Below are 13,634 nucleotides of genomic sequence, written 5' to 3'. Positions count from 1 at the left end.
TCCCGTTACCCTCTTTTCCATCTAGTGCCTTGGCGGGTATCCTCTAAAACAATATTCATTTCTTTTAGTTGATCTCTTATTTGGTCAGCTAACGCGAAATCACGGTTTTTCCTGGCCTCAAGTCTTTGCTCGATCAATTGATCAACTTCTTCATCCAGAAGTTCATCTTGTTTAATTTTCAACCCTAGCACAGAGAAGAGTTCTTCGAACGTAGTTAAAAATGCATCAATGACATTAGTAGATGTGTTATCTTGCCGTACATAAAGATTTCCTTGTTTTGCTAACTCAAAAAGTACTGTAATCCCATCAGCTGTGTTAAAGTCATCATCCATTTCCTTTTCAAAAGTGCTGACAAGCTGTTTAATCTTATCTAACCACTCTTGATCATCAACAGCCAAATTAGCACTTGCTGCTAGACGGTGCTTTAAGTTCTGATAAGATGTTCGCAATCGATCAAGTGCAACTCCCGCATTTTTAAGGAGCTCATCATTGAAATTAATTGGATTACGGTAATGAACAGATAGCATAAAGAAACGAAGAACCTGTGGATCGACTTTTTTGAGAATATCATGGACTAACACAAAATTACCTAGTGATTTTGACATTTTCTCATTATTGATATTGATATAACCATTATGCATCCAATAATTGGCAAATGGTTCCTCAGTCAAAGCTTCCGTTTGCGCAATTTCATTTTCGTGATGTGGAAAGGCTAAATCCTGCCCACCAGCATGAATATCAATCCTATCTCCAAGGTATTTTCTTGCCATTGCCGAGCATTCAATATGCCAACCAGGCCTTCCTCTACCCCACGGGCTATCCCAAGCAATTTCTCCTTCTTTTGCGGCCTTCCAGAGCGCAAAATCTAATTCGTCTTCTTTCTTCTCGCCTACTTGTATGCGAGCCCCCATTTTTAAATCGTCAATCGACTGGTGAGAAAGTTTCCCGTAGTCCGCAAATTTCCTTGTGCGGTAATAGACATCCCCTGCAGATTCATAGGCATAGCCCTTTTGCACCAATAGATCAATAAATTCAATAATTTCATCCATATTTTCCGTCACACGTGGGTGGAAATCCGCTTCCTTACAACCAAGTGCTGAAACATCTTCAAAATAAGCTTGAATAAATTTCTCCGCAATGGCTGGGACATCGGATTTAAGTTCTTTCGCTGTTTTAATTAATTTATCATCGACATCCGTAAAATTAGAGACAAATTGGACTTCATACCCTCTATATTCTAAGTAGCGGCGCACGCTATCAAACACGATCGCAGGTCTTGCATTTCCAATATGAATATAGTTATAAACGGTCGGGCCACAGACATACATTTTAACCTTCCCTGTTTCCATCGGTTGAAATGTTTCCTTTTTTCTTGTTAAGGTATTATAAATTTGAATGGTCATGTACCGAAGACTCCTTTCGATTGGTTACATCCTTCGTTTTTAAAAGAGTTAGTTCTTGTTGTAACTTCTTTATTTCTCGTTCCATCTCTGTCAATTTGTCTAACATTGGATCCGGTAAATCACAATGATTTAGATCCTGTCTCAGCCGCATACCATCTTGAACGACAACCCTTCCTGGAATTCCTACAACAGTAGAATTGGCAGGGACATCCTTTAGAACGACTGAACCTGCTCCAACTTTGGAATTTTCTCCAATAACAATGTCCCCTAATACCTTCGCTCCTGCGGCGATTAAGGTGCTATTTTCAAGGGTAGGATGTCGCTTCCCCTTCTCTTTTCCAGTACCTCCTAATGTCACGCCTTGATAGACAATAACGTCATCACCGATTTCACATGTTTCTCCAATGACAATCCCCATGCCATGGTCCATAAAAAAGCGGCGACCGATGACAGCACCTGGATGAATCTCTATCCCTGTAAAAAAACGGCTAACTTGCGATACGATTCTTGCGAGAAAAAATAATTTCCGTTTATACAAAGGATGTGCTAGACGATGAGCCCATATCGCATGCAAACCTGAATATGTTAAGAGAACTTCGAGTGTGCTACGAGCCGCAGGATCTTGGTCAAACACTGTCTTAATATCTTCTTTCAAATGTTTAAACATGCGTGATGGCCCCTTTCTAAAGTGAACCTTGTTTTTTGAACTTCTACCCAAGGCATATATTCGAATCTAAAGTATTATTGCTGTAAACAACAAAAAAGACGCCCTGAATCAATCAGAGACGCCTTGGCGCGGTTCCACTCTGCTTGGATGTAATTAAGAAAAGCGCAACGCCGATGAACTCACATCCTGTGGGCTTCTCGGGGCTAGACGCTGGAGTTAGATCTGACATAGCCAAATCTTATCCTTTCCTTCCTTAAAAACATCCCGGCTTGATCTTGATAACGACAAGAGGACCGCTTAGGCCTAATAAGAAACACTCTGTTCAGCATAAGACTCAGAGGGGCATTTTCAAAAAACGAGCGGCCGCAACCACTCTCAGCCTATGGTGGTTTTCTCTGTTTCAGCTTCGTTTTTTTACTTTTCCTCTTCAACGTTCTTGATTATATCTTTTAATATATTATATTTTATTCAATTTGTTAACCCAATAAACGTTCAATTCGTCGAATGACTTTTTCTTTGCCAAGTAATTCGATGGAATTTGGAAGTTCAGGTCCATGAGATTGCCCTGATACGGCAATTCGAATCGGCATAAATAGTTTTTTCCCCTTATGCCCTGTTTCCTTTTGAACAGCTTTAATCGATTTTTTAATTTCTGCTGCTTCAAATGGCTCAAGACTCTGGATTATATTCTTAAACGATGTTAATACTTCCGGTACCTGTTCTTCTGCCAAAACAGCCTTCGCAGCTTCATCATATTCAATCTCATCCTGGAAAAACATTTGCGAAAGCTCTACAATTTCGGCGCCATAACTCATTTGCTCTTGGTACAGACCGATTAAACTTCGTACCCATGCTGCTTCTTCAGCATTCATATTTTCACTTACCAATCCAGCTTTCACAAGATGTGGTAAAGATAATGCCACCACTTTATCTAGATCTAATTCTTTCATGTATTGATTATTCATCCATAGAAGCTTTTGCTTATCAAATACTGCAGGAGACTTGGATAAACGATGCGTATCAAAGATATCAATAAATTCTGCTTTTGAAAAAATCTCATCCTCCCCTTGTGGAGACCAGCCGAGGAGCGTAATAAAATTAAACAAAGCCTCTGGTAAATACCCTAAATCTGCATATTGTTCAATAAACTGGATAATGGATTCATCCCGCTTACTTAATTTTTTCCGATTCTCATTCACAATCAATGTCATATGTCCAAAAATGGGAGGTTCCCAATCGAATGCCTCAAAAATCATTAACTGCTTAGGCGTATTAGAAATATGATCATCGCCACGAAGAACATGCGTCATTTCCATCAGATGATCATCGATCGCAACAGCGAAGTTATAGGTTGGGATACCGTCTTTTTTCACGATAACAAAATCGCCAATTCCATCTGAATCAAAAGACACTTCCTCTTTTACCATATCTTTAAAAGTATAGGTTTTTCCTTTAGGTACTTTAAAGCGAATGCTTGGCTTTCTTCCTGCCGTTTCAAGTTGCTCTCGCTCCTCATCAGTTAAATTCGCACATTTCCCTGAATAACGCGGCATTTCCCCACGTGCCAATTGAGCCTCTCTTTCCGCTTCAAGTTCAGACTCTGTACAATAACATTTATAAGCTAACCCACGATCGAGAAGATCTTCGTAATAATCTTTATAGATATGGTTACGTTCAGACTGACGATAAGGTCCAAAATTGCCACCTTTATCAATGCTTTCATCCCAGTCTATACCAAGCCATTTCAAATAGGCGAGCTGACTCTCTTCTCCACCTGCAATATTCCGCTTCTGATCAGTGTCTTCAATTCGTATAATAAATTTCCCGCCTGCATTTCGGGCAAATAAATAATTGAATAATGCTGTTCGCGCATTCCCAATATGTAAATGTCCTGTCGGGCTTGGCGCATAACGCACTCTTACTTCACTTGACATCCTGCATGCCTCCTAAAGACTAAAATTCACAAATTCTATTGTACACTATTTTTGTCCATTTCTGGCTAACTATTTTGCAGAGGGAAATATAAGCAGCCTCTTATGATTGCTTTTGGAGGAGCACAACCGCCATAGAGGCGATACCTTCTTCTCTCCCCACAAATCCAAGTGTCTCTGTCGTAGTAGCTTTTACATTAATTTGTTCTTCATTCGCTTCTAACAATTGAGCAATCCGCTTTTTCATTTTCTCAATATGAGGAGCCATTTTGGGCTTTTGAGCCATAATTGTACAATCAAGATTAGCAAGCGTATATCCACGTTCAGTCACAAACTTCCAGACCTGTTCCAACAATTTTGCCGAATCAGCATCTTTAAAATCCGGGTCTGTATCAGGAAAATGATGACCAATATCTCCTTCACCAATCGCTCCCAAACATGCATCCGCTATCGTATGTAATAGAACATCCGCATCTGAATGACCGATAAGCCCTTTTTCATGCGGAATGGTAATCCCCCCGATAATAAGCGGGCGATCCTCTGCGAATTGGTGAACATCAAATCCTTGTCCAATTCTTAACATGTCTTCTCCCTCTTCCTTTTCAACTTTAATCCTTAACCTTTAAGGCGTTTTTCAATAATGGCCTTGGCAAAGAAAAGATCCTCTGGCGTTGTTATTTTAATATTATCATAATCACTCTGAACAATTTGCACAGCATGCCCGATCCGCTCCACAAGAGAAGAGTCATCAGTACCAAGGAATTGATCACTTTCAGCTTGCTTATGCGCCTCGTATAAGAGTGAAAAACGAAAAGCTTGTGGGGTTTGAACTTGCCACAAGCTAGAGCGATCAATGGTTTCAACCACTTGAAGGCCTTCCGTTTTTTTAATCGTATCTTTAACTGGAACGGCCGCGATAGCCGCTCCGGTTTGAACAGCAGATTGTACCAACTGGGTGATGATCGTCTTTTTAATAAAGGGACGAGCTCCATCATGCACAAGAATGACGCCTTCAGGATCCGCTACTTCTAGACCATTTAAAACGCTATATTGCCGCTCTTTTCCCCCTTCAGCAAGGATCATCTTTTCCCACTGGTGTTTTTGTAAATGAGCTTCAAAAAAATCCTGATCACTTTCATTGATCACTACTATAATTTTTTGGCAATTCGGATCTTGAATAAAAAGATCGAGTGTATGCAAAATAATAGGTCGATCTTCTAATTTTAGAAGAAGTTTATTAATTCCAGCCCTCATTCTCTGTCCTAATCCAGCAGCCGGAATGATCACTTGATAATTCATCTCTTAAAAATCCCCTGTCTTACAATGCCGTCTCCATTAATTTCGGCTTCGCAAAAATCATTCGTCCTGCTGAAGTTTGCAAAACACTTGTGACAATTACATCTATTCTTTTGCCGATATAATTTCTACCTTCTTCGACAACAATCATCGTGCCATCGTCTAAATAAGCGACACCTTGATTGTACTCTTTTCCATCTTTAATCACCTGAACGTTTAATTCTTCACCAGGAAGGACAACAGGCTTGACCGCATTCGCTAAATCGTTAATATTTAAGACCTTCACATTTTGAAATTCACAGACTTTGTTTAAATTAAAATCATTGGTTACAACCGTTCCGTCCATGAGTTTCGCCAGCTTGACTAATTTGCTATCCACCTCTTGGATATCCTCAAAGTCGCCATCATACATTTCCACATTGATATTCACTTCTTTTTGGATGCGATTTAATATATCCAGGCCACGTCTTCCGCGGTTACGTTTCAAAGAATCCGATGAATCCGCAATGTGTTGCAGCTCTTCTAATACGAAAAGGGGAATCACAATAATACCGTCTAGAAAGCCTGTTTGGCAAATATCAGCAATCCTTCCATCGATTATAACACTTGTATCCAAAATTTTCATACGATTGGAGACTTGTTCCTTTTTCGCTTCTTGAGCTTCCTCCCCTCGTTTTTTCCCGCCTCGATTTTGAAAGAAGCTAGTTAATTCATCACGTTTCTTAAAACCAACTTGAAAGCCGAGATAACCGAGCAATAAAGTTAACAGGATGGGAACGAACGTATCAAGAATAGGAATTTGCATTTGATTAATCGCAAGACCCATTAAATAAGCTAGCAATAAACCAAAACCAAGGCCGAGACTTCCAAATAAAATATCCGTAATGGGGGCCTTCACAAGCACATCCTCAATTCGCTTTACAAAATTCACGATTGGATTGACAGTCCAAAAAGTAATAAGATAAAAAATAATAGCACCAAGTAAAGCCGTTATATACGGATTATTAATTAAAACAACATGATCTAAAGTCACCAATTTTAGCAATAAAGGTAATAGGAAAATTCCGAGTGTTCCACCCAATAGTAAAATACAGGCTTGCACAATTCTTTTTAGCATACTTTCACCTCCTTTTAATCATTATAAACAATCAACACATTTTAAAACCCAAAAGTTCTGTATTCCTCCCATGAATCCCATCCATTCTTTCCGTTTTTATAAAGCGAGATTTATCAGGGCGTTATCGCCAATTAGAGTCTTATCATCTGAAATAGGACTTTACAGACGGTTTCACCGAGGTAAAACCATTAAGTAATCTCACACTAAAAAATTTGTTGCAAGGCATCTCCTACCGACTTCACACCAATAACTTTAACCCCAGCCGGAATTGTCCAACCGCCTAAATTATTTTCAGGAATAATAATTCGTTCAAATCCTAGCTTTGCCGCTTCTTGTACTCTTTGCTCAATTCTTGAGACGCGCCGGACTTCACCTGTTAAGCCAACTTCTCCAATCATACAATCTGTTGCTCTAGTCGGTTGGTCACGAAAACTAGAAGCAATACTAATCGCAACTGCTAAGTCAATCGCAGGCTCATCCAACTTCACTCCACCAGCCGCTTTTAAATAAGCATCTTGGTTTTGCAATAATAACCCGACCCGCTTTTCTAATACAGCCATTAATAATGACACACGATTGTGGTCAATCCCTGTTGCCATTCGCCGTGGATTCCCAAAACTAGTAGGTGAAATCAACGCTTGGATTTCGACTAGTACAGGCCTTGTTCCTTCCATAGAAGCGACAACTGTAGAGCCTGATGCTCCTTTTGAACGCTCTTCAAGGAAGATTTCTGACGGATTCTCTACTTCCGTAAGACCTGACTCCTTCATTTCAAAAATCCCCATTTCATTTGTTGATCCAAAACGGTTTTTTACAGCCCGTAAAATTCTATATGTGTGGTGACGCTCACCTTCGAAGTAGAGAACAGTATCGACCATATGTTCTAACAAACGCGGACCTGCTATGGCCCCCTCTTTTGTGACATGTCCAACTATAAAAATAGCGATTCCTTTTGTCTTTGCGATTCTCATTAACTCTGATGTACATTCCCGTACTTGAGAAACACTTCCGGGTGCAGATGTCACCTCAGGATGATAGACGGTTTGAATCGAGTCAATCACTACAAATTGTGGTGAAATTTCGTCTATCGTTAAATGAATAGCTTCTAAGTTCGTTTCTGCATAGATATAAAGTTCTGACGAGGAGACATCTAATCGATCTGCACGCAGCTTCGTTTGCCTAATCGACTCTTCTCCAGAAATATATAGTACCTTTTGGTCTGTCTTAGCTAACTGGGCAGATACTTGAAGCAATAAAGTTGATTTTCCAATTCCCGGATCTCCTCCGATCAAAACAAGAGATCCTGCAACAACGCCTCCACCTAAAACACGATTTAACTCTTTCATTTCAGTCGTGACTCTTGGCTCTCTTTTCGTCTCAATGGAAGAAATCGAAGTTGCCTTCGATTGATGGTTTGGATCGGTATGTTGAAATGAGTGTCTCGGTTGTTTACCAACAATATTCATTTCTTCCACCATCTGATTCCATTCCCCGCATCCTGGACAACGTCCCATCCATTTAGCAGATTCGTATCCACAAGATTGACACATAAACTTTGTTTTTTTCTTGGCCATTTATTTCCCCATCTCCTAAAATCATTTAAAGTAAATGAAAAGCACAACACCGTTCTAACCAACATCCAGTCTTCTCAGGAATCTGCAGGGGGGCAGAATTGATGTGGCCAAAAGTCTTGTATTTTGAAAATTTTCATGCCTGATTCCATACTTTTTGATGATTACTGAAGTAATGAAAATCTATAAAGAAACGAGGTACTTTCAAAAAACTCGTACCCCGCTCCTGTAAATATTGGGATCGACATGAAAACCATTTCTAATACATCCCGCTTTATATCCTGTTACTAGCATCTAAGAGATCGTTTTTTCCTTGGTTTTGACCGTTAATTCTCCCTTCTCTACATCCACTACAATCTGTTGTCCTGGAGTAATCGCCCCTTTTAGCAATTCTTCCGATAAACGATCCTCTACTATTTTCTGTATCGCTCTTTTTAATGGTCTTGCTCCGTATTCAGGATCAAATCCTTCCTCGGCAATCTTATCTTTTGCTGTTTCTGTTATTTCAAGATGCATATTTTGTTCAGCCAAACGCTTGACTAATTGATCTGCCAGTAAAGTCACAATTTCTTTTAACTGTGGTTTTTCTAAGGCATGGAAAACGATGATTTCATCAATTCTATTTAAAAATTCTGGACGGAAAGCCTTTTTCAGTTCTTCCATTACTTTCCCTTTCATGTCCTTATAATCCTGTTCTCCATCTTGAATACTGAATCCAACATATTTATTCCTTCGTAACGCCTCCGCCCCAACATTTGAGGTGAGGATTAAAACGGTATTGCGGAAATCAACCGTTCTGCCTTTCGAATCTGTTAAACGGCCATCCTCAAGGACTTGAAGTAAAATATTAAATACATCTGGATGTGCCTTTTCAATTTCGTCAAGTAATATAACCGAATAAGGTTTCCTTCTGACTTTTTCCGTTAACTGTCCACCCTCTTCAAACCCAACATATCCTGGAGGTGAACCAACAAGCCGCGAAGTAGAATGCTTTTCCATGTATTCGGACATATCGATACGAATCATCGCATCTTCATCACCAAACATGGCTTCAGCAAGGGTTCTGCCCAATTCTGTTTTTCCGACACCTGTCGGCCCTAGGAAAATAAAGGAGCCAATCGGCCTTTTCGGATCCTTCAATCCAGCTCTCGCTCGTCTCACAGCCTTCGCTACAGCCTTCACTGCCTCTTCTTGGCCGATCACCCTTGAATGAAGTATTTCCTCAAGCTTCAGCAGCTTTTCTGTCTCAGTAGCAGCAATTTTTGAAACAGGAACCCCAGTCCAGCTTGATACAACTTGAGCGATATCTTCCATCGTGACTTCACTGTTTTCCTGGCCTTGCTTTTCCTTCCAAGTTTTCTTCGTTTTTTCAAGTTTTTCACGAAGTCGCTGTTCTGTATCTCGTAACGAAGCAGCTTTTTCAAATTCCTGACTTTGAACAGCAGCATCCTTTTCCTTGCGGGTTGTTTCAAGTTTTAATTCAAGTTCTTTTAAATTCGGGGGGGTTGTATAAGAACGGAGTCTCACTTTAGAACCTGCCTCATCAATTAAATCAATAGCCTTATCTGGTAAGAATCGGTCAGAAATATATCGGTCTGATAATTGCACAGCAGCCTCAATCGCCTCATCCGTAATTGTGACGCGATGGTGGGCTTCATAACGATCACGAAGGCCTGCCAATATTTGTATAGATTCTTCAGTGGTTGGTTCATCGACTTGGATCGGTTGGAAACGTCGTTCAAGAGCCGCATCTTTTTCGATATATTTTCGATATTCATCTAGCGTTGTTGCCCCAATACATTGTAATTCCCCACGAGCAAGAGATGGTTTTAAAATATTCGAAGCATCGATCGCTCCTTCAGCTCCTCCTGCACCGATTAAAGTATGAAGCTCATCGATAAATAGAATAATATTACCAGCCTGGCGAATTTCATCCATCACCTTTTTTAAACGGTCCTCAAATTCTCCTCGATATTTCGTGCCTGCTACTACTGTTCCCATATCTAAAGTCATGACACGTTTTTCTCTCAGGATCTCCGGTACTTCATTTTGAATAATTTGTTGGGCTAGCCCCTCAGCGATAGCTGTCTTTCCAACACCTGGCTCCCCGATTAGAACTGGGTTGTTTTTTGTTCTTCTACTCAAAACTTCTATTACTCTTTGGATTTCCTTACTTCTCCCTATAACCGGATCGAGCGTTCCCTCTTTTGCGATCGCCGTTAAATCACGAGCCAAACTATCAAGGGTTGGCGTATTCGCACTAGAAGAGGAACTGGCTCCATGAGTATTGGCTTCATTATTTCCCAGCAATTGCAGCACTTGCTGCCGTGCCTTATTTAGACTAACACCTAAATTAGTCAAGACTCGGGCTGCCACGCCTTCTCCTTCTCGAATTAGACCTAATAATATATGTTCCGTTCCTACATAGGAATGACCTAATTTCCTTGCCTCATCCATCGATAATTCAATCACCTTTTTTGCACGAGGTGTATAGTGTAGATCTTGTGATTGTTCATTTCCTCTACCAATTAGATTTTCCACTTCTTTTTGAATCTTTTCAGGGCTTAATGCAAGTCCATACAACGCTTTAGCTGCAATACCTTCCCCTTCTCTTACAAGTCCTAACAAAATATGTTCGGTTCCAATATTGCTATGCCCAAGACGTAATGCCTCCTCCTGGGATAAGGCTAAAACCTTCTGTGCTCTTTCAGTAAAACGTCCAAACATCATATAATCTCCTCCTAACTATCCTTCTCTTCCATTTTCAACCGTTCTCGAATAAAAGTAGCCCTTTTTATGTCTCTTTCAACAGGGCGTAGTGGGCCACCAGCATATTGTTGAAGAAAACCTGGTTGTGTTAAAATCATTAATTCATTTAGTATGTTTCTTGATAAATGTTTAATGTATCCTAAATCTATGCCCAATCGTACATCAGATAAACGTTCAGCGGCTTCTTTTGTTTCGATTACACGACTGTTCGCTAAAATTCCATAAGAGCGAAATACTCTATCCTCTAATTGTATGTTCGATGTTTTGACTAATGCTTTCCTTGCGGATCTTTCCTGCGTGATAATTTGTTGAACGATGCTCACTAAATCATCTACAATATCTTCTTCCGATTTCCCCAATGTAATTTGATTAGAGATTTGAAAGATATTTCCCAGCGCCTCTGTTCCCTCACCATAAATCCCTCTTACAACTAGACCAAGTTGGTTAATAGCGGGAACAATACGAGACATTTGTCTTGTTAAAACTAACGCAGGCAAATGAACCATCACGGATGCTCTCAAACCTGTACCCACATTCGTTGGACAGCTAGTCAAATAACCTAAGCCTTCGTCAAAAGCATAATCAAATTGCTCTTCTAGTAAATCATCTACAACATTAGCCTTATCTAAGGCTTCCTTAATTTGTAGACCTGAATATAAACATTGAATTCGAATATGATCTTCTTCATTGATCATAATACTCAGGTCTTCCTTTTCTGATAAAATGACAGCTCCATGAGATGAATCTCCAGCTAACCGCGGGCTAATCAAATGCTTTTCTACGAGCACCTTTTTCTCTAATTGTTTTAACTGCTCAATTGGCAGGAATTCCACACCATCATAAGCTTTGAGATAGCCCGCTTGAACAACCTCGTCCAATCTACTTGCTATTTCCCTTGCTTCTTCATTTTCAAACAAGGTGGGAAATTTATAATCCTTCAAGTTTCTTGCCAGACGGATGCGGGAGCTCAGAACAATATCTGCCTCAGACCCATCTGCACTCATCCATGAGCTGACGGCCTTATTAAGAAATCTTTCTAGACTCATCCTTCATTTCCCTCCCCATCTTGATAATTTTTTTCCAAGGAGCGGATTTGATCACGTATTTTAGCGGCTTGTTCAAATTCCTCATTTACAATCAACGATTGTAATTCCCCTTTTAATTCTTGCACCTGCTTTTTGATATGAAGAGACCCGCCGATTCTTTTTGGTAGTTTTCCTCCATGTTCAATATTTCCAGTATGAAGCCTTTTTAAAATAGGGGTTAATTGCTCTCTAAATGTTTCGTAGCAGTGAGCACAGCCAAATTGACCAACTTTAACAAATTGCTGATAGGTCATTTTACAAACTTCACATTGAAGAATAGAGCCGGGAGGAGAGGTATTTGACTTGACTTGTTGTAGAGCTGAATCAAAATTTAATAAACCTGCCAGTAAGTCATTGAAGGAAAAGGCTCCAGAACCTTCATTCATAAATGACTCTCCTTTTTCTTGGGCACATCTTTCGCAGAGATGAATAGTCGTTTTTTCCCCATTTATAACTTGTGTAAAATGCAATGTGGCTGGTCTCTCTTTACATTCTTGACAAATCATTGTGCTCCCCTTTCTTCATTCACTCGTATTTTATAGCTTGAAGCATTGCTTTTAGCATTCTAGCTCTTATTTCATCTCGAAGCGGAAGTTCAACATAAATAACAGAGCGATCAACAACGCTTAACATTAATCTAGCCTCTTTCTCCGTCACAATTCTCTCTTCAACCAAGCGAAGAATAATATCTTGAGCACTGGACTGCGAAATTCGAAGATCTATTAAGGCAAATAGTTGATCAATTAAATGGGATTTATCATGTATACGTACTTTAGAAATTCGAATATATCCGCCTCCCCCCCGTTTACTCTCAACAAGATATCCTCTTTCTATTGTAAAACGGGTATTGATTACATAATTAATCTGGGAAGGGACACATTGAAATTTATCGGCAACTTCGCTTCTTTTAATCTCAACAATTTCTTTTTCACTTAATTCTAAGACTTTTTTTAAATAGTTTTCAATAATATCCGATATATTCCTCATTACCATGCCTCCTTCCCTTGTTTATTATCTTAATTGACTTTGACTATATTTGACTTAATTATACATGAAAAGATAATAAAAAGGCAACGGTCTTCCATTACCAATATTTTAGCCACAATTGTTAAGATCAAAACATCTTTTAGGGAGGGCAGTCTTTGTCTCATACAGACACTCTCCGGGAAGATGCGGTAATGAGGTATCCTTTGCTTTCAGTGCATATGCTCCTTGGTCGCTAATCCCTCTTCATTTCTTTAAGAGCGAATGAGATTATCTGTCTTTATCTGAGGGTAAAATCATGCAATTTGTTGGTTTAAAGATAGATGGATATTAGCCACTAACCCAGTTATTAATAATTTGTTTACAATCTAATGTTCAAGGCCTATACTTAATGGAAATTGAATTAAATATCCATGAGGAGCGGTGGCCCGTGAATAATAGTACGACTATTTCAAGCAACTTTTTGGTGAAGGAAATAAGTATTGGGATACCTGTTACGGATTTACAAAAGTCAGTAGAATGGTATGAAAAAAACCTTGGATGCAAATTAATAGCCCCCATCTCCGGAATTGCGGACTTACAACTCACTCCACAGCAGATAATTACACTTTGTACAAACTTTTTAAGCTTCTGACGAGATAAAGGATACACGGCGAAGTATAAGCCGATGTTCACTTACGCAAACAGAAGCTGAAAGTTTGCTAGTCGCTGGACGCTGGAGCTAGACGACAAAACTCAAAATTACAAGCTACAATTTTATAATTTCGTAAACCACAAAAAAGACACCCTCTTCACGAGGGTGTCTTTCGTT

12 protein-coding genes are annotated in these 13,634 nt (G+C 39.6%); 1 reads left to right on the top strand and 11 read right to left on the bottom strand.

Translation table 11 applies throughout. From position 1 onward, the window contains the following. Nucleotides 1-5: 5 nt before the first annotated feature. From cysS to IPU53_RS22725, 11 genes are all read right to left on the bottom strand, one after another. Nucleotides 6-1,403 carry a cysteine--tRNA ligase gene (gene cysS, locus IPU53_RS22775; protein ID WP_207453508.1) on the bottom strand — a complete coding sequence of 466 codons (1,398 nt, stop codon included), beginning with the start codon at nucleotides 1,401-1,403 and terminating at the stop codon, nucleotides 6-8. Next, entirely contained in the window at nucleotides 1,384-2,070 is a 687-nt protein-coding gene (gene cysE / locus IPU53_RS22770; protein WP_207453506.1) for a serine O-acetyltransferase, read from the bottom strand. Before cysE ends, cysS begins: the two co-directional genes overlap by 20 nt. Before the next feature lie 476 nt (nucleotides 2,071-2,546). Then, nucleotides 2,547-4,004 (bottom strand): glutamate--tRNA ligase, encoded by a 1,458-nt coding sequence (gltX, locus tag IPU53_RS22765; protein WP_207453504.1) that lies wholly within the window; start codon nucleotides 4,002-4,004, stop codon nucleotides 2,547-2,549. 100 nt (nucleotides 4,005-4,104) lie between these two features. Further along, entirely contained in the window at nucleotides 4,105-4,584 is a 480-nt protein-coding gene (gene ispF / locus IPU53_RS22760) for a 2-C-methyl-D-erythritol 2,4-cyclodiphosphate synthase (protein WP_207453502.1), read from the bottom strand. Between the two features lie 32 nt (nucleotides 4,585-4,616). Then, a complete protein-coding gene (ispD, locus tag IPU53_RS22755) occupies nucleotides 4,617-5,300 on the bottom strand; it encodes a 2-C-methyl-D-erythritol 4-phosphate cytidylyltransferase (RefSeq protein ID WP_207453500.1) in 684 nt (227 codons plus the stop codon). A 19-nt stretch (nucleotides 5,301-5,319) separates the two neighbouring features. Further along, nucleotides 5,320-6,414 (bottom strand): PIN/TRAM domain-containing protein, encoded by a 1,095-nt coding sequence (locus tag IPU53_RS22750; RefSeq protein ID WP_207453498.1) that lies wholly within the window; start codon nucleotides 6,412-6,414, stop codon nucleotides 5,320-5,322. A gap of 203 nt (nucleotides 6,415-6,617) precedes the next feature. Further along, nucleotides 6,618-7,988 carry a DNA repair protein RadA gene (gene radA, locus IPU53_RS22745; RefSeq protein WP_207453496.1) on the bottom strand — a complete coding sequence of 457 codons (1,371 nt, stop codon included), beginning with the start codon at nucleotides 7,986-7,988 and terminating at the stop codon, nucleotides 6,618-6,620. A gap of 291 nt (nucleotides 7,989-8,279) precedes the next feature. Continuing rightward, complete coding sequence (gene clpC, locus IPU53_RS22740; protein WP_207453494.1) at nucleotides 8,280-10,715, bottom strand: ATP-dependent protease ATP-binding subunit ClpC; 2,436 nt, start codon at nucleotides 10,713-10,715, stop codon at nucleotides 8,280-8,282. Nucleotides 10,716-10,726: 11 nt separating this feature from the next. Then, on the bottom strand, nucleotides 10,727-11,800 hold the full coding sequence (locus tag IPU53_RS22735) for a protein arginine kinase (RefSeq protein WP_207453492.1): 1,074 nt from the start codon (nucleotides 11,798-11,800) through the stop codon (nucleotides 10,727-10,729). Further along, the gene (locus IPU53_RS22730; RefSeq protein ID WP_207453490.1) at nucleotides 11,797-12,345 is read right to left on the bottom strand and encodes a UvrB/UvrC motif-containing protein; all 549 of its coding nucleotides are present in this window, start codon (nucleotides 12,343-12,345) and stop codon (nucleotides 11,797-11,799) included. Before IPU53_RS22730 ends, IPU53_RS22735 begins: the two co-directional genes overlap by 4 nt. Before the next feature lie 19 nt (nucleotides 12,346-12,364). After that, nucleotides 12,365-12,826 carry a CtsR family transcriptional regulator gene (locus tag IPU53_RS22725; protein WP_207453489.1) on the bottom strand — a complete coding sequence of 154 codons (462 nt, stop codon included), beginning with the start codon at nucleotides 12,824-12,826 and terminating at the stop codon, nucleotides 12,365-12,367. A gap of 427 nt (nucleotides 12,827-13,253) precedes the next feature. Here IPU53_RS22725 and IPU53_RS22720 point away from each other — a divergent pair, with 427 nt between their 5' ends. Next, complete coding sequence (locus IPU53_RS22720) at nucleotides 13,254-13,457, top strand: VOC family protein (RefSeq protein WP_207453488.1); 204 nt, start codon at nucleotides 13,254-13,256, stop codon at nucleotides 13,455-13,457. Nucleotides 13,458-13,634: the final 177 nt, after the last annotated feature.

This window comes from Bacillus sp. SD088, from assembly GCF_017355205.1.
Classification (GTDB): Bacteria; Bacillota; Bacilli; order Bacillales; family Bacillaceae_C; genus Lederbergia.
The sequence above is the reverse complement of the archived record's forward strand: the minus strand, read 5'-3'. Positions and strand labels throughout refer to the sequence as shown.

Bases quoted from the DNA above. Each gene is read 5' to 3' on its own strand.
- cysS (WP_207453508.1), bottom strand. From the start codon at position 1,403: ATGACCATTCAAATTTATAATACCTTAACAAGAAAAAAGGAAACATTT.
- cysE (WP_207453506.1), bottom strand. From the start codon at position 2,070: ATGTTTAAACATTTGAAAGAAGATATTAAGACAGTGTTTGACCAAGAT.
- gltX (WP_207453504.1), bottom strand. From the start codon at position 4,004: ATGTCAAGTGAAGTAAGAGTGCGTTATGCGCCAAGCCCGACAGGACAT.
- ispF (WP_207453502.1), bottom strand. From the start codon at position 4,584: ATGTTAAGAATTGGACAAGGATTTGATGTTCACCAATTCGCAGAGGAT.
- ispD (WP_207453500.1), bottom strand. From the start codon at position 5,300: ATGAATTATCAAGTGATCATTCCGGCTGCTGGATTAGGACAGAGAATG.
- IPU53_RS22750 (WP_207453498.1), bottom strand. From the start codon at position 6,414: ATGCTAAAAAGAATTGTGCAAGCCTGTATTTTACTATTGGGTGGAACA.
- radA (WP_207453496.1), bottom strand. From the start codon at position 7,988: ATGGCCAAGAAAAAAACAAAGTTTATGTGTCAATCTTGTGGATACGAA.
- clpC (WP_207453494.1), bottom strand. From the start codon at position 10,715: ATGATGTTTGGACGTTTTACTGAAAGAGCACAGAAGGTTTTAGCCTTA.
- IPU53_RS22735 (WP_207453492.1), bottom strand. From the start codon at position 11,800: ATGAGTCTAGAAAGATTTCTTAATAAGGCCGTCAGCTCATGGATGAGT.
- IPU53_RS22730 (WP_207453490.1), bottom strand. From the start codon at position 12,345: ATGATTTGTCAAGAATGTAAAGAGAGACCAGCCACATTGCATTTTACA.
- IPU53_RS22725 (WP_207453489.1), bottom strand. From the start codon at position 12,826: ATGAGGAATATATCGGATATTATTGAAAACTATTTAAAAAAAGTCTTA.